We start from the raw sequence: 18947 nt of genomic DNA on the forward strand, positions 1-18947 counted from the left end.
CTCACAGCCCGGTGGGGCCGGCCGCCTCGACGGCACGGAACGACGCCCGGACCTCGTCGAGAAAGATGTCCGGCTCCTCCAGCGCGGCGAAGTGCCCGCCGCGGTCGGCCTTCGCGTAGTACCGCAGCTCGGGGAACCGAAGCCGGGCCCAGCGCTCGGAGGCGCCCAGGATCTCGGCCGGGAAGACCGAGTAACCGGCCGGGACCGTGACGGCCGAGTGGTCCGCCACCGCGGCGTTGGTGCTCTCCCAGTACAGACGGGCGGAAGAGGCCCCGAGATTGCCGAACCAGTAGAGCCCGATGTTGTCCAGGATCCGGTCGCGGGCGACGGCGTCTTCCGGGAGCCCGGAGTTGTCGGTCCAGCCGTGGAACTTCTCGACGATCCACGCCGCCTGCCCGATCGGGGTGTCGGCCAAGGCGTAGCCGATGGTCTGCGGCTTGCTCGACTGCAATATCGAGTAGGCCACCTCCTGCGACCACAGCTTGTGGGCCTTGGCCACGTAGCCGTGCTCTTCCTCGGTCAGCTCGCCGAACCCGGCCAGCTCGGCCGTCGGGTCGGCCCCGGAGACCCAGAAATTCAGGTGGATCGCCCGGACCTGCTCCGGGTGCTGCTTCGCCAGCGCCAGCGAGACGACGAACCCCATGTCACCGCCCTGGGCGTAGAACCGCTCGTAACCCAGCCGGCGCATCAGCTCGACCCAGGCCGTGGCGATCCGCTGGGCACCCCAGCCCGGCCCGGACGGCTTCCCGCTGAAACCGAACCCCGGCAGCGACGGGACGACGACGTGGAACGCGTCGGCCGGGTCGCCGCCGAACCGCTCCGGGTCCGCCAGTGGCTCGGCCACCTCCAGGAACTCCAGGTAGGAGCCGGGCCAGCCGTGGGTGAGGATCAGCGGACGGGCCGTGGGGACCGGCGAGGGCAGGTGGGCGAAGTGGATGTCGAGCCCGTCGATCGACGTCTTGTACTGGGGCAGCCGCTGCAGCCGCGAGTTGGCGGCGGTCCAGTCGTACCCGTCGGCCCAGTAGCCGACGAGGTCGCGCAGGTAGTCCTCCGGGACGCCCTGCTCCCAGCCGGCCACGGTCTGCGGCTCGGGCCAGCGCGCACCGGCCACGCGGCGCCGCAGATCCGCGACCGCCTCGGCGTCGAACTCCGGCGTGAACGGTCTGATCTCCATCAGCTCACCTGCTCGGTCGGTCGGACGATCACTTCGTTGACCGCCATCCGGGGCGGCCGGGTGACGACGAATTCGACGGCGCCCGCGATGTCGTCGACGTCGAGGTAGGGCGCCGGCGCCTCGCGGGTGTCCCGCCCGGCCCGGCGCGAGGCGAGCACCGCCGCCTCGGTGCGCACCGCACCGGGCAGGATCGTGCCGACCCGCACATGACGGGCGGTGACCTCCTGTCGCAGCGACTCGCTGAACGCCAGGACCGCCGCCTTGGTCGCGGCGTACACCCCCGCCCCGGCCTGCACCCGCCGCCCGGCGATCGAGGCGACCGACACGAGGTCGGCCACGCCTCGCGGCCCGCGCGCGGCGTCCAGCAGGTGCGGCAGTGCGGCCCAGGACAGGGCCATCGTCGCTTCGAGGTTGAGGTCGACCATCCGGGCCCAGTCCCCCCGGTCGGCCCCGACGATCGGCCCGACCCGGGCCTCGCCGGCGTTGTTGACCAGGACGTCGAGGCGGCCGCACTCGTCGATGACCCGCCGGACCACGTCATCGGCCGCCCCGGTCACGGTGAGGTCGGCCGGGACGCAGACGGCGCCGTCCGGGATCAGGGCCGCCACCTCGGCCAAGGCGTCAGGTCGCCGCGCGACCAGGGCGACCCGTGCCCCGGCCGTGGCCAACCGGAGCGCGATGGCCGCCCCGATTCCGGTCGAGGCCCCGCTGACGACGGCGACGCTGCCGCTCAGGCTGCCCATCACCACGACGGCCTCAACCCGCCAGCTCCTGCTTCTTGTCGACGTTGATCTGTGGGTCGAGGATCCCTTCGTTCATCGCCTTGATCAGCAGGGCGACGTGCTGCGAGTAGAACCGGGCCAGCCGCAGACCGGTGGCCATGAACCACAGCTTCTGGTGGCCGGAGTGGCGGAGCGTCGTCCGCAGCTCGCCGCGGTCGTCGACGTTCCACACCGTCGCCAGCTGATCGGTCACCTCGTCGCCGACGACAGGTCGGACGACCTCGCGCATGTTGCTGTAGCCGGTGCAGAACACGACCACGTCGGCGGCTTCCTCGGTGCCGTCGCGGTAGATCACACCGTGCGGGGTGAACCGTTCGATCTCGCCCGGCTGGATCCGGATGTCGCCGTCGATGATGAGGCGGCAGTTGCCCTTGTCGATGTAGACGGCGCCGCCGCCACGGGTGGTCAGATGCGCCTGCCCGGCGTCGCCCGGCCCGAGGGTGGTGCGGAAGCCGGCCTTCTCCAACCCGGCGATCAGATCGGCGTCGAGCTCGGCGATCCGACGGGTGACCGTCGGCGCGAGCTGCAGGCCGAGGGCAAGCGGGCTGGCCGCCGAGAGCAGGTCGGCGGTGGAGATCTCCGGGCCGTTCTCGTTGTAGAGAGCGCCGAACAGCAGCTTCAGCCCGTTGCGCTGAGAGAACACCAGCACCGGGCTGCGCTGCACCATCGTGATGGAGGCGGCCTCGTTCTCGTAGGCGTCCTGGGCGATGTCGTGCGCGCTCGCCCCGGCCCCGACGACGACCACGCGCTTCCCGCGCACCGATTCCCCGCCGGGGTGCTCGCTGGAGTGGGCGATCGTCCCCTCGAACAGCTCCTCGCCGTCGACCTCGGGGCGATGGGGGATGCCGTCCTTGCCGGTGGCGAACACGAGGTGCTGGGGGCGCAGCGTGCGACGCTCGCCGTCGTGGTCGAGCTCGACGGTCCAGCGGGCCTCGGCCTCGTCGTAGCTCGCGGAGTGGACGGTGGTGCTGGTCCACAGGTCCAGGTCGAGGAGGTTGACGTATGCCTCCATCCAGTCGGCGAGCATCTCCTTGGGCGTGAACAGCGGCCACGTCTTCGGGTAGGGCAGGTACGGGAACTCGGTGGACCATTTGAAGTCGTGCAGCTGCAGGCCGTTGTAGCGCAGCCGCCAGTTGTCACCGGCGCGCGCATAGCGGTCGACCAGGAGTGTCGGGACCCCGAGCCGGCCCAGCCGCGCGGCCAGGAACAGTCCGGAGTGGCCGGCTCCTACGATCAGGACGCTCGGGTCGGCGTCTCGGTACTGCCGTCGTTCGGCCCGGAGGTCGGTCAGCGACCGTCGGGCGCCGGGAGTGGACGGCGAGTTGTTGGCCTCGCTGGCGGCGTCGTCGACGGAGACCGCCGGCTCGGGGAAGTCGCGCAGCCCCTCCAGGCTGGTCGAGACAACCCACGAGCGCCACTCGCCGTCCGCCTCACGGACCAGGCGGATCACGCCGCGGCCGACCGACACACGAGTGGTGAAGTGGTAGATCGCCTCGATGTAGCGGCCGTTGAAGGCGACCGGCCACGTTTCGTCCAGTCTCAGGTCGCCGAAGCCGGTCTCGTCCAGGGCGGTGGCGAGCTGCTCGACGATGTCGTCGGCGCCGTGCATGCCGACCAGGTCCCAGGTGAGCGCGTAGATGTCGCGCCACCACGGGTCGGCCGACAGCAGTCCATGGACACCGGGGAGATCGCGCTCGGTCAAGGCGCGGTCCAGAGCGGTCAGCCACCGCTCGGCCACGGCGCGGTGGTCCACCGCCTCCTCGGTGATGACCGGACCGGTCTCGAGCTGGGTCATCGTCCCTCGTCCTCCTGGTTCAGCCGGGCGCGGAACCTCCGGACCTCATCGGGCGACGGCAGCGCGATGAGCTCCACCTGAGTGCCGTCGGGGTCCTCGCAGAGGAAGAGCGTCACCGGGCCGTAGTTCTTGACGATGGTCGTGGTGGGGTCGGAATAGACCTCGTAGCCCATCCGGACCAGCCGGGCGTGGATGACGCCGATGTGCTCGGCGTCGACCGGGAAGGACAGCTGGCCCATCCCGAAATCGCCGGGGCGCTTGGGGCGCCCCTCGTCGTTCTGGGGCAGGTCCCACTTCACCAGCTCGAGCTGGCCCACCCGGGAGTCACCCTGCACGAACACCGTGGTGCCGGTCGTGCCCTCGGGCAGTCGCATCAGCGCCGGCGTCAGGTCGCTGGTCGGCTTCTCCAGTGTCTTGCGCATGCCGAGGCCCTCGACGTAGAAGCGCAGCGACGCCTCCAGATCGCGGACACCGATGGCAACGTGGTTGAGGCTCCGGACCCCGACGCGGGTCTCCTCGGTCGCTGCGCTCACAGCACGAACCCCTCGTCCTTGAAGGGACCGTCGCGCCATTCGAGGGCGGCCTTCAGCCCGTCGCGCGCGGCCTTGGTCTGGAACTCGCCCGCTCCCGGCCGGAACGAGCGCGCGATGGCGTACCAGGGCACGACACTCTGCAGCGCGGCTCGGAACCCCATCGCCTCGTAGCTCTGGTTGAGGCTGAGCTTGTTGGCGGCGAGCATCGCCGGGTGCAGTTGCGCCATCGGCCGCAGCTCACGCATCACCTGCTCGTCCAGCTCCTCGGCCGGAAAGCTCTTGGCGATCCAGCCCATTTCCTCGGCCCGCTTCCCGGTGACCGAATTGCCGGTCAGCTGCAGGTACTTGGCCTGGGCCATCGACATCTTCCAGGGGAAGTACTCGATGTCCGGGGTGGACTGGGCGCGGGTGGGCGGATAGCCCATCACGCAGTCCTCGGCGGCGAACACGATGTCGCACATCGACATCAGCTCCGAGCCGCCCGCCAGCGCGTAGCCGTGCACCTTGGCCACCACTGGCTTGAGCAGGTCCCAGATGGTCAGCCAGTCCCGCAGGCAGCTGCGGGGGAACTGGCCGGTCCAGGACTCGAACAGCTCAGAGGCGTTCCAGCCGTCGGGGCGCTCGGGACGCTCCTCACCGCCCGCGTAGCTGTTCATGTCGTACCCGGCGCAGAAGGCCTTGCCGGCTCCCTGGACGAGGATCACAGTGACGTCGTCGTCGGCCTCGGCCGCCTTCAGGGCGTGGATCACCTCTCGTCGCAGCGCCGGGCTCAGGGCGTTGCGCTTCTCGGGGCGGTTGAGGGTGATCGTCGCGATCCGGTCGGCGACGTCGTACAGGATGTTCTCGTAGTCCACTCTGACTCTGCTCTCTTCGTCGGGGTCCCGGGGCGGGCGGAGGGTCAGCCCCCGGCGACCTGGTCGGCGCCCAGCGGTCGGGGCGGTGTGCGGATCGAACCGGGGGTCCGGCTCAAGCGGACCGGAACACCCAGCATCCGCAGGCCGTCGAGCTCGGTGACCATGCCGCGGGCAGCGACGTCCTCGGCGTCGAGCACGTGCGGCAAGGGCCGCACGAGTGTCGCGGGCACGCCCTCGGCGATCAGCGTCCGGGCCAGGTCGACATCCGGGTCGAGCGCGGCGATCAGCCGGGCCAGGACGGCGTTGAGCTCGTGCCGGTGGGCCAGGCGGTCGGCATTGCGGCGGAACCGCGGGTCGTCGGCGAGCTCTGGTGCGCCCAGGAAGCCGACCAACGCGGCGAACTGCCGGTCGCTGCCCGCGGCCACGTAGACCTCGCCGGCCGGCGAGGGAAACGTCTCGCAGGGGGCGATGTTCGGGTGCGCGCTGCCCAGCCGTCGCGGTGGGGCGCCGGTCATGAAGTAGTTGGCCGCCGCCGGGTGCAGCAGGCTCATCGCCCCGTCGACGAGGCTTATGTCGACCCGCTGGCCCCTGCCGGATTCCGCCCGCTCGTGCAGTGCCAGCAGGATGCCGGAGAGGGCCAGCAGCCCGGTGGTCAGGTCCACCACCGGCATCGGGACCCGAAGCGGCGGCCCTCCGGGCTCACCGTTGAGGTCCATGATCCCGGTGTAGGCCTGGATGACGGCGTCGTAGCCGGGCAGCCCGGCCATCGGCCCGTCAGGATCGAACGCCGAGATCCGGCAGTGCACCAGGCGTGGAAATCGCTCCGCCAGCATGTCCGGCGCCAAGCCCCAGCGGGTCATCGCCCCCGGCTTGAAGTTCTCGACGAGCACGTCGGCGTCGGCCAGGAGATCGAGCACCAGTTGCCGTCCCTCGGAGGTGGCGAGGTCCGCCGCGAGGTGACGCTTGTTGCGGTTCAACCCGGCGTAGTAGGCGCTGACGCCGTCCGGCCGGGAAGGGCCCCAGGAGCGGGTGAGGTCTCCGGTGACCGGCTCGACCTTGACCACGTCCGCGCCGTGGTCGCCTAGCGACTGGGCGCAGTAGGGGCCCGCCAGCACGCGCGAGAGGTCCACCACGCGGACGCCGGCGAGCGCGCCCCCGGTCATTCCGTCGCCCGCAGGACTTCTTTGGCGTCGGGGGCGCCGGCCATCCGGCGCTTGCGCATCTGGATCTTCCAACGCCCCTGCTCACGACGGAAGGCCCACTCGTTGAGGGAGGCGCTGAGCAACTTCAGGGTCGGGCCGTCCTGGTGGAAGATGAACGAGTAGCCGTTGGCCACCGCGTCGTCCCCGGTCACCTTCACCGCCAGGTTGTTGCCCTGGACATGGAAGCTGCGGCCGTAAAAGCCGTTGTCGTGCTGCGCGGTGCGCTCGCTCAGGAACCGGCGCATCTGGGCCAGGCCCTCCCAGCGGACGATCTCGTATGGGTCCTCGCCGCGGCCGGCGGAGACGTCCATGACGCAGTCCTCCGTGAACAGACCGAAGTACTCCTCGTCGAGGGGCGCGTCGGCGTAGTAGCCGTAGCGGGCGAGGAGCTCACGGATCTCCCGGTCGTCCTCGAGTTCGCGCAGCCGTGCCTCGAGAACCGCCAGCCTGTCCTCCACCGGGAACCACCTCTCCGAAATACCTTCGAACACAATAGTAACACCACTGTTAATAAGTGTGGACTCGCTGGTCGAACTGAAGAACGGTCCCGTCCGGGTCCTTCACGAACATCGCCCGCATCCTCTGGTCCGCCGACTCGCCGTAGCCGACGCCGACGGTGTCCTTGATCGACACGGGTTCATACCCGGCCGCGCGCAGCCGTTCGGCCAGGGCGGGGATGTCGTCCACCCAGAACCCGACGTGATGGATCCCGATGTGCTCCAGGGTGAGCGGCTGGTTGTCGGCCGGCTCGTCGGACTGGGAGATGGCCAGGAACACGCGGTCGCCGTACCCCTCCCCCTCGTTGCCCCCCATCCTCAGCATCACTTCACGACGGCGCGTCGAGCCGACGCCGGGGCCGTAGAGCGCGTCCATGGGCGGCTCGTTGGTGGCGTCACGGATCACCGTCATCCCGAGCACGTCGCGGTAGAAGGCGAGGGACCGCTCGAGATCGCGGACACCGATGGCAATGTGCGAGGCAAGCTTCATGGCACTCCTCCTACAGATCGAGGACCAGCAGTGGGGTCCGCGACCGCGAGCAACAGATCATCATCGTGTCGTTGGCGGCCTTCTCCTCTTCGGTCAGCAGGGAGTCCCGGTGGTCGGGAACGCCGTCGAGAACGGTGGTCTCGCACGTGCCGCAGGTTCCCTCCCGGCAAGAGGTCATGATGTCGACGCCGGCCGCCTCGACCACCTCGGCGATGTTCTGGTCGGGACCGACGTCGAGCGTCAGGCCCGAAGCGTCCAGGCGGACCTGAAACCCGGCGCGCTCCCCGTCCAGCGCCCCTTCGCGAGGCCGGAATCGTTCGACGTGCAGGGCTCCGGGCGGCCACTCGGCGCACCGTGCCTCCACCGCGTCGATCAGCGCGCCGGGTCCACAGCAGTAGACCTTGACGCCGTCGGCCGGTTCGCCGAGCACGGCCTCCAGATCAATCAGCCCGAGCTGGTCCTCCGGCCACACCGTGACACGGCTCCCGAGCTGGGCCAGGTCGTCGACGAAGGCCATCGAGTCCGCCCGACGCCCGCCGTAGACCAGGCGCCAATCCGCGCCGACGGCGTCCAGTGCTCGCACCATCGGCAGCAGCGGGGTGATGCCGATCCCGCCTGCGATGAACAGATACCGGGGGCTGGACTCGAGCGGGAACTCGTTGCGGGGACCGCGGACAGCCAAGGACGTGCCCTCGGTGACCTCGTCGTGCAGCCGCCGGGAGCCACCCCGGCTCTCGGGCTCCCGCAGCACCGCGATGGTCCAGGTCTTGTCGTCGGCCGGGTCGCCGCACAAGGAGTACTGGCGCTCGAGACCCTCCCCGATGACCACGTCGATATGAGCGCCTGGCGCCCACTGCGGGAACGGCTCGCCGTCCTCCCGTACCAGTTCGAAGGCGGCGACCCCCTCGGCCACCCGGTGCACCCCATGGACCTTCACAGTGATCAGGCCCTGCTCGTTCATCATAAGAACAAGACTAATACATAACTTGCTGTATTGGTTGACTGGATCGAGAGGGAGGATCCAGGCGACGTGTTCGGCCTAGGGGTCGGCGATGACGGTCTCGGGGGCCGCCGCTTCCGCCGCCACCGTTCGCCCGGCGCCGAAGCCCGCCTTCGGGATGGCGTATGCCGCGACGTGGGCCAGGAGGAACACACCGGCGAGCACCAGGAAGCCCACGGTGTAGCCCCGCTCGGCCGGATAGCCGGTGGCCGTGAGACGACCGGTCACGATCACACCCATGACCGTGGCCCCGACCGCGCCGCCGACCAGACGGATGTTGGCATTCATGCCACTGGCCACGCCGACCTGCCAGGGCGGCACCACCCGCACGACGACCAGGGCCGTGGCCGCCAGGACCGAGCCGGAGCCGGCGCCGTGCAAGGACATGGCCAGGTAGATCACCCAGGAAGCGGAGTGGAGGAAGGCGATCAGAAGCATCGCCGTTGCCATCAGCAACGTGGACGCGCAGATCACGATGCGGACCGACGTCGCGCGGATGATCCTGGTGGCGAGCATTCCGGCGGTGAACGAAGTCAGCGACCAAGGGATCAGAAAGCGCCCGGACTCGGTGACGGTGGCACCAAGGCCGTAGCCGGCGGCTTCCGGCGTCTGGAGCAGCTGAGGGAGGAATCCGAACAGGGCGAACATCGAGAACCCCGACAGCATCACGATGAGGTTCGTGGTCCAGACGCCGCGCAAGCGCATCATCTGCAGATCGATCAGCGGGGTGCGGGCGCGCCGCTCCAGGCGGACCCAGATCAGTACGAGCACAGCCGACGCGGCGAACATCCCCAGGACCCACGGTGACGTCCACCCCCAGGCGCCGCCACGGCTGACGCCGAGCAGGAACAGTCCCAGCCAGCCGCCGAGGGCCAGCGCGGGCAGCAGCGGTGGAGGGGCGGCCCGGGTGGAGGCCGACTCCGGGACCACCCACAGCACGGCCAGCGCGATGAGCGTTGCGAAGCCGGCCGGCAGCCAGAACAGCCAGCGCACCCCGAGAGTGTCGACCACTGGACCGGCCAGGACCAGCCCGAGGCCGAATCCCACCGCGGTGGTCGACGTCATCAGACTGACGCCGCTGGAAAGCCGCTCGGGACGGGAGACGTCGCGCAGGATCCCGAAGGACAACGGCAGCACTGCCCCCGCCGCCCCCTGCACCGCACGGGCCGCAAGGAGCCAGCCGATGCTCGGCGCCAGCGCGGCTCCGAGCGCCCCGGCCGCCATTCCTGCGAGGGCCAGGACGAACATCCGCTTCTTGCCCCAGGTGTCACCGGCTCGCCCGAGCAGCGGTGTCGCGACCGAAGCGGCGAGCAGGTAGACGGTCAGGACCCAGGTCACCGTGGCCTGATCGGTGGTGTACTCCACCTGGAGCCGGGAAAGCACCGGCGTCACGAAGCATTGCTGCAAGGTGAAGGACCCGACAGCCAGGGCGAGCACCAGCCGGACCAGACGATCCGGGCCACCGGGCACCGGCCCGGAACCCTGGTCCACCGCTGTGGCCGACGCACTCACCTGACCTCGTAGCCCTGGCCGGGGAGCAGGTCGATGCCGTAGAGCTTGCTTGCCGTGCCGCCGAGGACAGCGGCTCGCTGCTCCAACGAGAGGTTCGCCGGCACGGACGCGGGCTCGTCGAAGTCCCAATGCGGGTAGTCCGAGGCGTACATCAGATGGTCACCCAGCCCCATGTCGTAGAAGGCGTCGAAGACCTCGTCGAGATGGCGGCCCTCCTCCGGCTCCTCCATCGGCTGTGTGCCGAACCAGAAGTGGTCACGCAGGTACTCGGACGGCTTCTTCTGCAGGTGCGGCACCTCGTCGCCCAGCACGCGGTACGCGGCGTCCAGCCTCCAGGCCAGTGGGACCGCCCAGGACCAGCCCAGTTCGATGAGGACGATCTTCAGGTCCGGGAACCGGTCCAGGACACCTTCGAAGATGTAGCTCGCGACCAGCGGGAAGTTCATGGCCGCGTAGTCGTTGTGCTCCTCGAGGTAGTAGCTCGGGCCGCCGGAAGGCGTCGGGCGGTTGCCGGTCTGCACGTGGAAGGTCACCGGCAGGCCGTACTCGACGCAGGCTTCGTAGATCGGCCAGTACGTCGGGTGGCCGGGCGGGCGAAGGTTGTCCGGCGCCAGCATGATCTGCTTGAACCTCGCGGAGTACCCGTCGAACTGCGTCATGCCGAACTCGATCTCCTCGACGGCGAGATCCGGGAGTTCGTAGGGGACGTTCAGGGCGGCGTACCAGCGCGGATCCTGCTTGAGCCAGCTGTCCACGCGGTGCTCGTTGAGCGCCCGGCAGTACGCGGCCGAGAACCCGGCCGGCTGCCCCTTCAGCCCGGCCGACTGGAACGCCCCCAGGTCGTTCAGCAGCCCGGCACTGATCTCGTACTTGTCCAGCAGCTGCTCGGCGGCGAAAACCGGGTCGCTGCCCGGCGGGCCGCCACTTGGCGTCTCGGTGTCCCACCGCTGGCCGTACTCGCGCGGCCGCGGCCGGTCTCCGCCGGCCCATCCGCCACGCTGGACGCCGGCCACCGACGCATGCCGCTGCCAGCGTTCCGGCAGGTAGGACAGCACCCCGGCACCGCGCTGCTGATGCTCCCGCAGCTTCAGGGGGTGCACGTCGCAATCGATGATGCCGAGCTTCAGCGGTCCGGCGGCCACCTGAGGGTCGGGCACGGTCAGGGTCATCGCTTCTCCTCCAACCTGCTTCTATCCGAGCTACTATCATGCAACAGTTATGTTCGGAAGGGAGCGGGTGTGCCCAGCAAGCGCTTCGTGGTCGGCCGCGCCGCCGACCTCGCCGACGGCGAGAAGATGGCGGTCGACGTCAACGGCCGCAGCATCGCGATCTTCAACGTCAAGGGGGAGTTCTACGGGCTGCTCAACCGCTGCCCGCACCGCGGTGCCGACCTGTGCGCCGGCCGCTTCCTGCCGCTCGTCTCGGCCGAGCGCCCTGGGAAGTACGTCTACGACACCGATCACCAGCTGCTCGCCTGCCCCTGGCACGGCTGGGAGTTCGACGTCACCACCGGGCAGTCCTATTTCGACCCGGTCGGGATGCGCGGCCGTCCCTACGCCGTCGACGTCGAGAAGGGCTCCCTGGTCGCCACCGAGGTCGAGTCCGGCGCTGTCTCGATGACCCCGGCCCAGTACGCCGCCGCGACCGCCGGCCAGAACACCGGCGACGGCAAGCAACCCGGCCCGTACAAGGCCGAGACCGTGACCATCGAGGTCGAGGACGACTACCTCGTCGTCGACCTCCGTCCTCGGCGCCCGGAAAGGCGGACCGCCTCGTGACCACCTCGCTCCTCGGCACCACCCCGCGCGAGTCGGTATGGACCGGCCCGGTCGTCGACGCCGATGTCCACGCCCAAGTACCGTCCGCGTCGGCCCTGTTCCCCTACCTCGCCCAGCAGTGGATCGACTGGTGCACCGAGCGGAATTGGAGGACGCCGCCGGGTCCGGGCCAGCACTTCCCGCCGCAGTCGCCTCGTACCTGCCGCCCGGAGTGGCGCCCCGGCGACGGCCGCGTCCCGGCCTCCGAACTCGCCCTCCTCCAGGAGCACGTCCTCGACCCATGGAGGGTCGACGCCGCGATCCTCAACTGCTACTACGGCATCGACAGCATCCGGCAGCCGGACTGGGTCAACGCGATGGCCTCGGCGGTCAACGACTGGCTGGTCCACGAGTGGCTGGCCAGGGACGCAAGGCTGTACGGCTCGCTCGTCCTCCCGGTGCGCGACCCCGAGGCGATGGTCCGCGAGATCCACCGCCTGGGCGACCACCCGCAGATCAAGCAGGTCCTGCTCCCCGCCCGCAGCGACCTGCTCTGGGGCCGCCGGATCCACCTCCCGGTCTTCCGGGCGGCCGTCGAGCACGACCTCGTCGTCGGGCTGCACTACGGCGGCACCGCCGACGGCGTCCCCTCGACCACGGGCTACCCCTCGTACTTCATCGAGGAGTACGCCGCCGAATGGCAGTCGTTCGCCACGCAGGTCACCAGCATGGTGGTCGAGGGGCTGTTCCAGGAGCTGCCCGACCTGCGGGTCTCGGTCATCGAGGGCGGCTTCCTGTGGCTGCCGGCCTGGGGATGGCGGATGAACAAGGACTGGAAGGGCCTGCGCCGCGAGGTGCCGTGGCTCTCCGAGCCGCCGATGGACGTGATCCGCCGGCACTTCCGGTTCTCCGCGGCGCCCGCCGAGCTGGGCCCACCCGAAGCCGCCCGCCACCTGCGGAACGCACTCGGCTGGCTGCGCAGCGACGACCTTCTGATGTTCGCCACCGACTACCCCCGCGGCCATGACGACGACGTCGATCGCCTCCTGGCCGGCCTCCCCGACCCGGCCCGGCCCAAGCTCATGGCCGAGACCGCCCGCGCCTGGTACCGGCTCCCGTGACCGCCATGATGCCGCTGCTGGGCGGAGCCCCCACCCGCCGGACCGTCTGGGACGGGCCCGTGATCGACGTCGACGTCCACGCGAACGCGCCACTCGCGCGCGAGCTGTTCCCCTTCCTGTCCCGGCAGTGGGTCGACTGGTGCCTGGAGCGGAACTGGCAAGTGCCGCCGGGCGTGGCCACGCACTACCCGCCCAACTCGCCGCGGACCTGCCGCCCGGAGTGGCGCCCCGCCGACGGCCGCGCGCCGGCGTCGGACCTGTCGCTGCTGCGCGAGCACGTGCTCGACCCGTGGGAGGTCGATCACGCCATCGTCAACTGCTACTACGGCATCGACAGCATCCGGCAGCCGGACTGGCACAACGCCATGGCCAGCGCCGTGAACGACTGGCTGATCGCCACCTATCTCGATCAGGACCCACGCCTTCGCGCGTCGATGATCCTCCCGGCCCGCGACCCGGAGGCGATGCTGGCCGAACTGCGACGCGTCGGTGACCACCCCGGCTTCGTCCAGGTACTGCTGCCGGTCCGTACCGACGCCCTCTGGGGACGGCGGATGTTCTTCCCGGTGTTCGAGGCGATGTCCGAGCGCGGCCTCGTCGCCGGGCTGCACTACGGCGGCACCGCCGACGGCGTCCCCTCGACCACGGGCTACCCCTCGTACTTCATCGAGGAGTACGCCGCCGAATGGCAGGCCTTCGGCGCCCAGTTGGTCAGCATGCTGGCCGAAGGGCTGTTCCAAGCCGTGCCCGATCTTCGGGTGGCCTCGCTGGAGGGCGGCTTCCAGTGGCTGCCGGCCTGGGGATGGCGGATGAACAAGGACTGGAAGGGCCTGCGCCGCGAAGTACCGTGGCTGTCCGAGCCGCCGTTCGACACCCTGCGCGACCACCTGCGGTTGTCGACGGCACCCACCGACGCGACCTCGCAGCGCGTCCTGGCCGCGTCCATCGCCTGGCTCGGCCGCGAGGACCTGCTGATGTTCGCGACCGACTACCCGCACACCCACGACGACGACCTGGCCCAGCTGCTGGGCGCGATGCCGGCGTCGATGCGCGCGGCGACCATGGCCGGCAACGCACGGGAGTGGTACCGCCTTTAGTTCCCCTGCGCGATCAGACCTCGTAGCCCTAACCGGGAATCAGGTCGATGCCGTAGAGCCGGCTGGCGCTGCCGCCGAGGATCGAGGCTCGGCGCTCCAATGAGAGGTTGGCCGGCAGCACCGAAGGCTCGTCGAAGTCCCAGTGGGCGTAGTCGGAGGAGAACATCAGCTTGTCGCCCAGGCCCTCGTCGAACATGAGGTCCAGGAGCTCGTCGAGCTGCTCCGGCTTCTCGGGCTCCTCCATCGGCTGCGTGGAGAACCAGAAGTTGTCCCGCAGGTACTCCGACGGCTTTTTCTGCAGGTGCCGCACCTCCGAGCCCAAAGTGCGCGCCACGGCGTCGAGCCTCGATCCGAACTGCAGCACCCAGGACCAGCCCTGCTCGATCAGGGCGATCTTGAGATTCGGGAACCGGTCGAAGACGCCCTCGAAGATGTAGCTGGCCACCAGCGGGAAGTTGTAGGCCACGTAGTAGGCGTGGTGCTCGTAGTAGTAGTTCGACGAGCCGGAGGGCGAAGCCCGGTTGCCGGTCAGGATGTGGAACGCGACCGGCAGGTCGTGGTGCTCGCAGGCCTCGTAGATCGGCCAGTACGACGGGTGCCCGGGCGGGCGCAGGTTGTCGGGCGCGAACAGCACCTGGCGGAAGCGGTCGCCGTACTCGCCCATCCCGGTCCTGCAGTGCTCGATCTCCTTCACCGCGAGGTCGGGCAGCTCGTAGGAGAGACTGATCGATGAGTACCAACGCGAGTCCGCGGCCAGCCAGGTGTCGCGGCGGTGTTCGTTGAGCGCACGGCAGTAGGCGGCCGAGAAGCCGGTCGGCTGGTGCTTCAGCCCGGTCGAGCCGAAGGCGCCCAGATCGTTGAGGATCGCCGCGCTGATCTCGTACGTGTCGAGGAGCTGCTCGGCGGCGAAGCCGGGATCGCTGCCGGGCGGGTTGCCATCAGGGGTGACGGCGTCGCCGCGGGCCTGGAACTCGGTGAGCCGGACCCGCTCGCCCCCCGCCCACGGGTCCCTGACGACGCCCAGCTCCTCGACCCGCTCCTGCCAGCGCCGCGGCAGGTAGGACAGCACGCCGGAGCCGCGCTGGTGCCGCTCGCGCAGCTTGAGCGGGTGGACATCGGTGTCGATGATGCCCAGCTTGGTGCTGGTGTCCACAACGGTCACGGCCGGCTCCTTCAGTGCTTGGCGATCATCAGCCGCTCCGGCCCGCGGAACTGGTACTCGCGGCGGTAGCGGAACGGCCCGGCGACCCGCAGGTCCGGGTAGCGCTCGTACAGCACCCGCAGCCCGACCTCGATGTCCAGCCGGGCCAGCCACTGCCCGAGGCAGGTGTGGATGCCGAAGCCGAAGTCGAGCTGGTGCTGGGCGTCCTTGCGCGTGATGTCGAGGCGGTCGGGGTCGGCGAACCGGGCCGGGTCGTGGTTGGCCGACGCGACCACCAGCCGCACGGTCTCCCCGGCCCGGACCGGGAACCCGGCGATCTCCTGGTCGCCCACCGCGACCCGGTGAACCCCGTGCGCCGACGGGCAGAACCGCAGGAACTCCTCGATCGCCGGGCGCAACAGGGCCGGGTCCTGGCGCAGCAGTTCTTTCTGGTCCGGGCGCTCGTCCAGCGCGATCACCGCGTTGGAGATCATGTCGTTGGCATTGCCGGTGGTCAGCATGACCGCGAACATCGCGACCAGCTCCGCGTCGGTCAGCGGGGCGGTGCCCTCGGCGTCCTCGGCCACCAGGTTGCCGACCAGATCGTCACCGTCGCCGACGCCCCGGGCCCGCCGCTCCCGGATCAGCTCCAGGACGTAGGCCTCCAGACGCTGCGTGGCGTCGAACGCGGCGTCGAGGTTGTCGTAGTTGGTGCCCAGGCCGCGACGGATCTCCAGGGCCCACGAGCGGAAGGTCGCGATCTCGGCGTCGGGCACCTCGAGCATCGAGCAGACCACCAGGAAGGGCAGCCGCCAGGACAGCGTGGCCAGATCGAACGGATCGTCACCGGAGGCGTCGATCTCGTCGCACAGGTCGTTGGCGATCCCGGTGGCACGCTCCCGCAGCTTCTCGATCGCCCGCCGGGAGAACGCCTGGCTGACGAACTTCCGCAGCCGCGTGTGGTTGGGCCGGTCGTTCTGGCCGATGTGGTTGACGTCGAGGCGGATCAGATAGTCGTACTTCTCGACCTCGTCCGGCGCGAGCGACGCCCGGCGCTGTGTGACCCGGCTGCCGGTCCAACGCTTGTTGGAGAAGCCGTCGGTGTTCCGGAACAGCTCCTTGACGTCGTCGTACCGGGTCACGACGACGGCCGGCCCGACCCGCAGGACCGGCGCGTGCTCCCGCAGGTCCGCGTAGAGCGTCCATGGGTCACGCAGGAGTTCCTCGTCAAGGCCGTAGAACCGCTCCGCCCGCTCCGCCAGCTTCAAGGCCGACCTCCATAAGGTCACAACTCAACTTGACATCCAAAGTAACATTATTATAGCAAGCGAGGGAGATTACACGGCGAAACGAGGGGACGGTCGTCATGGCGCCACGCTTCAACCGCAACGCCCTGCAGCTCAGGCTGCTGCGCTGGGGCCACGAGTTCGGCGAGCTGCTCTACCCGATCGCGAAGAAGACGCTCCCCTACCGCCCGAAGATGTGGTGGATCCCCCGGCTGCCGATCTGGGCGCATCGCCGCCGAGCGCCGCACACGCGGCCCTGGACGACGCCGGTGCCCGCCCCGGCCGAGGCCCTGCGCACCGGCCCCGGCATCGAACTGCTCCCCGAGCGCCAGCAGGAGGCGTTCGACGAGGCGCCGCTGCACGACTTCATCCGACTGCACCCGGAGATGCGCGGACAGAACAGCCCCACCGGGCACATGTGGATCTCGCTGCTGTCGACGTCGCCGCGTGTCCAGGGCGCGGCCCGGAGGCGGGCGAAGTCGAACCGTGAACCCGGCGCGACGGCGGCGGCCAAACCGGTCACGCCCGAGGAACTGACCCGCGCCATGAAGCAGGAAGCGGCCCGGCTCGGGCTCTCGGGCGTCGGCGTCACCGCGTACGACATCAAGTGGAACTACGCCGAGTACCACGGCTTGGGCGTCGGCGAGACCATCGTCGTCGGGATCATCGAGCAGAACTTCGACTCGACCCAGATGTCTCCGTCGCTGCGGGCCGAGAAGGCCGCCCTCTCGGCCTACGCCGGGCTGGAGGACCGCATGCGCCTGCTGGCCGAGTGGATCCGTGCGCAGGGCTACGACGCGCGCCCCGAGGGCTTCGTCGGCGAGTCGATGGTGATCCCGTACGCCGTGGCCGCCGGCCTGGGGCAGCTCGGCCTCAACGGCCAGCTGCTGACACCGCACGCGGGCTCGCGCTGCCGGATCCACGTGATGTCGACCAACGCCCCGTTCGTGCACGATCAGCCGGTCGACTACGGCTTGGAGGGCGTCTGCAACGAGTGCCAGATCTGCGTGCGCCGCTGCCCGGCGGGCGCGATCCCGGCCAATCGCAAGGAGAGCCGCGGCGTCGTCAAGGCCAAGCTCAACACCAAGCGCTGCCTCCCGGTGATGGGCAAGACGGCCGGCTGCTCGGTCTGCATGAAGGTCTGCCCGGTGCAGCGCTTCGGACTGCCCGCCGTCCTGGAGGAGTTCGACCGCAGCGGCAAGATCCTCGGCAAGAACACCGACGACCTCGAAGGCTTCGACTGGCCCCTGGACGGCAAGCACTACGGCCCGGGCGACCGTCCGCGGCTGCCGCTGGAGGTGTTCGAGACGCCGGGCTTCGAGTTCGACCCGAACCGCAAGGAGCCGATCGGCTGGGTGAAGCCCGAAGACAAGCCGGACGAGACCGACGGCGACCATGTCGAGGCGCTGGGGTACTGAGGCCTCAGGAACGGACGCGCGGCCCGGGCGTGAACGCCGCCGGCATCACGGCCGGGCCGAGCACCGACGGAGCGATCGGTGACTGCCGGTAGCGCCAGGGCGCCGTCGGGCGCAGGTCCGCCAGCCGCGTGACGATGGCCTCGAACATGAGCGCCAACTCCAGGCGGGCAAGGTGCGAGCCCAGGCAGAAGTGCCGCCCGGCGCCGAAGGCGACGTGCGGATTCGGGGCTCTGGTGATGTCGAAGCGGTCCGGATCGGCGAACACCTCCGGATCACGGTTCGCGGCCACGTACCACGAGACCACCTTCTGCCCCCGCGTGATCGGTGTCCCGGCGATCTCGGTGTCCCTGGTCGCGGTACGACGCTGATAGGTGATCGGCGTGGCGATCCGCAGGACCTCCTCGACCGCTGCGGGCAGCAGCGAGGTGTCTTCCTTGAGCATGTGCCACTGCTCGGGATTCTCGAAGAACGCGGCCATGCCGGCGGCGACGACATTGCGTGTGGTGTCGCTGCCGGCGGTGACCAGGAGCAGGAAGTCCATGGAGAACTGCACCTGGTCCACGGGCACGCCGAGGATCTCGGCGCAGGCGATGCGGCCGAGCATGTCGTCGGTCCGGTGCGCCTTACGGTCCTCCCACGCCACTGCCGCGTGGCGGAACATCGTCCGGGTGGCCGCCAGGCCGGGCCCTTCCTCCTTGCTCCCGCCACGAGTGAGGATGTCGGCCGCGTGGCACAACTCCACCGCCTCCGGGCGCGAGATGCCGAGCAGGTCGGCCGTCACGTAGGACGCCAGCTTGCCGCCGAGGTCGGCGACGACGTCGCACTCCCCCGTCTCCACGATCTCGTCGACCACCTCGTCCACGACGGTCTGCAACTGGTCCCGCATGCCGCGCACGACGATCGGGGCGAGTTCCTCGCCCAGCACCTTGCGGTGCGCGGTGTGGTGCGGCGGGTCGGACATCAGCAGGTGCTTGGCGGTGCCCGTCGTCATCGAGACGGTGTCGACGATGACCGTGGAGGGTTCGGAGGAGAACGTGGCCGAGTCGGCCTCGACCGCCTTGACGTCGCGGTAGCGAGTCAGGGCCCAGAACCCGGGGCCGTCGCCCGGTTCCTCGTGCCAGTGCACGGGGTCGTGCTGACGCAGCCAGGCCAGCTCGGCGTAGGGGACCCCGTCGGCGTAGAGCGTCGGATCGAGCAGGTCAGGAGCCTGACTCTGAGCGGGGACAGTGGTCATCTACAGCTCCGATTCACAGTTGTCTGGTGCATGTTGACGCCCGACGCCGCGTCC

At 69.8% G+C, this 18947-nt stretch carries 18 protein-coding genes; 4 read left to right on the forward strand and 14 right to left on the reverse strand.

Annotated features, from left to right (window positions below; genetic code table 11):
- Position 1: 1 nt before the first annotated feature.
- The 11 genes from AB0I54_RS34025 to AB0I54_RS34075 all read right to left on the reverse strand — a co-directional run bounded on the left by AB0I54_RS34025 (position 2) and on the right by AB0I54_RS34075 (position 11008).
- Positions 2 to 1174 (reverse strand): epoxide hydrolase, encoded by a 1173-nt coding sequence (locus AB0I54_RS34025; RefSeq protein ID WP_363300101.1) that lies wholly within the window; start codon positions 1172 to 1174, stop codon positions 2 to 4.
- Complete coding sequence (locus tag AB0I54_RS34030; protein WP_363300194.1) at positions 1174 to 1917, reverse strand: SDR family oxidoreductase; 744 nt, start codon at positions 1915 to 1917, stop codon at positions 1174 to 1176. The genes AB0I54_RS34025 and AB0I54_RS34030 overlap by 1 nt, the downstream gene beginning before the upstream one ends.
- Positions 1918 to 1930: 13 nt before the next feature.
- A complete protein-coding gene (locus AB0I54_RS34035) occupies positions 1931 to 3751 on the reverse strand; it encodes an NAD(P)/FAD-dependent oxidoreductase (protein WP_363300102.1) in 1821 nt (606 codons plus the stop codon).
- Entirely contained in the window at positions 3748 to 4284 is a 537-nt protein-coding gene (locus tag AB0I54_RS34040) for a VOC family protein (protein WP_363300103.1), read from the reverse strand. The genes AB0I54_RS34035 and AB0I54_RS34040 overlap by 4 nt, the downstream gene beginning before the upstream one ends.
- Entirely contained in the window at positions 4281 to 5138 is an 858-nt protein-coding gene (locus AB0I54_RS34045) for an enoyl-CoA hydratase-related protein (RefSeq protein ID WP_363300104.1), read from the reverse strand. The genes AB0I54_RS34040 and AB0I54_RS34045 overlap by 4 nt, the downstream gene beginning before the upstream one ends.
- 44 nt (positions 5139 to 5182) lie before the next feature.
- Positions 5183 to 6301, reverse strand: coding sequence for a CoA transferase (locus AB0I54_RS34050; protein WP_363300105.1), 1119 nt, complete (start codon positions 6299 to 6301; stop codon positions 5183 to 5185).
- Positions 6298 to 6798 (reverse strand): nuclear transport factor 2 family protein, encoded by a 501-nt coding sequence (locus AB0I54_RS34055; RefSeq protein ID WP_363300106.1) that lies wholly within the window; start codon positions 6796 to 6798, stop codon positions 6298 to 6300. Before AB0I54_RS34055 ends, AB0I54_RS34050 begins: the two co-directional genes overlap by 4 nt.
- A gap of 49 nt (positions 6799 to 6847) precedes the next feature.
- Complete coding sequence (locus tag AB0I54_RS34060; RefSeq protein WP_363300107.1) at positions 6848 to 7327, reverse strand: VOC family protein; 480 nt, start codon at positions 7325 to 7327, stop codon at positions 6848 to 6850.
- A 10-nt stretch (positions 7328 to 7337) separates the two neighbouring features.
- Entirely contained in the window at positions 7338 to 8288 is a 951-nt protein-coding gene (locus AB0I54_RS34065) for a PDR/VanB family oxidoreductase (protein WP_363300195.1), read from the reverse strand.
- Between the two features lie 78 nt (positions 8289 to 8366).
- Complete coding sequence (locus tag AB0I54_RS34070) at positions 8367 to 9839, reverse strand: MFS transporter (protein WP_363300108.1); 1473 nt, start codon at positions 9837 to 9839, stop codon at positions 8367 to 8369.
- The gene (locus tag AB0I54_RS34075) at positions 9836 to 11008 is read right to left on the reverse strand and encodes an amidohydrolase family protein (protein ID WP_363300109.1); all 1173 of its coding nucleotides are present in this window, start codon (positions 11006 to 11008) and stop codon (positions 9836 to 9838) included. The genes AB0I54_RS34070 and AB0I54_RS34075 overlap by 4 nt, the downstream gene beginning before the upstream one ends.
- 69 nt (positions 11009 to 11077) lie before the next feature.
- On the opposite strand from AB0I54_RS34075, the gene AB0I54_RS34080 reads away from it, so the two are divergent.
- Genes AB0I54_RS34080 through AB0I54_RS34090 form a run of 3 tightly spaced genes read left to right on the forward strand, consistent with a single transcriptional unit; the run spans position 11078 to position 13814 of the window.
- Positions 11078 to 11617 carry a Rieske (2Fe-2S) protein gene (locus tag AB0I54_RS34080; RefSeq protein ID WP_363300110.1) on the forward strand — a complete coding sequence of 180 codons (540 nt, stop codon included), beginning with the start codon at positions 11078 to 11080 and terminating at the stop codon, positions 11615 to 11617.
- Positions 11614 to 12717 (forward strand): amidohydrolase family protein, encoded by a 1104-nt coding sequence (locus AB0I54_RS34085; protein ID WP_363300111.1) that lies wholly within the window; start codon positions 11614 to 11616, stop codon positions 12715 to 12717. The genes AB0I54_RS34080 and AB0I54_RS34085 overlap by 4 nt, the downstream gene beginning before the upstream one ends.
- A gap of 5 nt (positions 12718 to 12722) precedes the next feature.
- Positions 12723 to 13814 carry an amidohydrolase family protein gene (locus tag AB0I54_RS34090; RefSeq protein ID WP_363300196.1) on the forward strand — a complete coding sequence of 364 codons (1092 nt, stop codon included), beginning with the start codon at positions 12723 to 12725 and terminating at the stop codon, positions 13812 to 13814.
- 28 nt (positions 13815 to 13842) lie between these two features.
- Here AB0I54_RS34090 and AB0I54_RS34095 read toward each other — a convergent pair whose 3' ends face one another.
- Both AB0I54_RS34095 and AB0I54_RS34100 read right to left on the reverse strand, forming a co-directional pair.
- Complete coding sequence (locus tag AB0I54_RS34095; RefSeq protein ID WP_363300112.1) at positions 13843 to 14976, reverse strand: amidohydrolase family protein; 1134 nt, start codon at positions 14974 to 14976, stop codon at positions 13843 to 13845.
- An 11-nt stretch (positions 14977 to 14987) separates the two neighbouring features.
- Entirely contained in the window at positions 14988 to 16223 is a 1236-nt protein-coding gene (locus AB0I54_RS34100; protein ID WP_363300113.1) for a cytochrome P450, read from the reverse strand.
- Positions 16224 to 16321: 98 nt separating this feature from the next.
- On the opposite strand from AB0I54_RS34100, the gene AB0I54_RS34105 reads away from it, so the two are divergent.
- Entirely contained in the window at positions 16322 to 17659 is a 1338-nt protein-coding gene (locus AB0I54_RS34105) for a 4Fe-4S dicluster domain-containing protein (protein ID WP_363300114.1), read from the forward strand.
- Between the two features lie 4 nt (positions 17660 to 17663).
- Here AB0I54_RS34105 and AB0I54_RS34110 read toward each other — a convergent pair whose 3' ends face one another.
- Positions 17664 to 18893 carry a cytochrome P450 gene (locus AB0I54_RS34110; RefSeq protein WP_363300115.1) on the reverse strand — a complete coding sequence of 410 codons (1230 nt, stop codon included), beginning with the start codon at positions 18891 to 18893 and terminating at the stop codon, positions 17664 to 17666.
- Positions 18894 to 18947 lie beyond the last annotated feature (54 nt).

It is taken from the genome of Streptomyces sp. NPDC050625 (assembly GCF_040654755.1).
Taxonomy (GTDB): domain Bacteria; phylum Actinomycetota; class Actinomycetes; order Streptomycetales; family Streptomycetaceae; genus Streptomyces.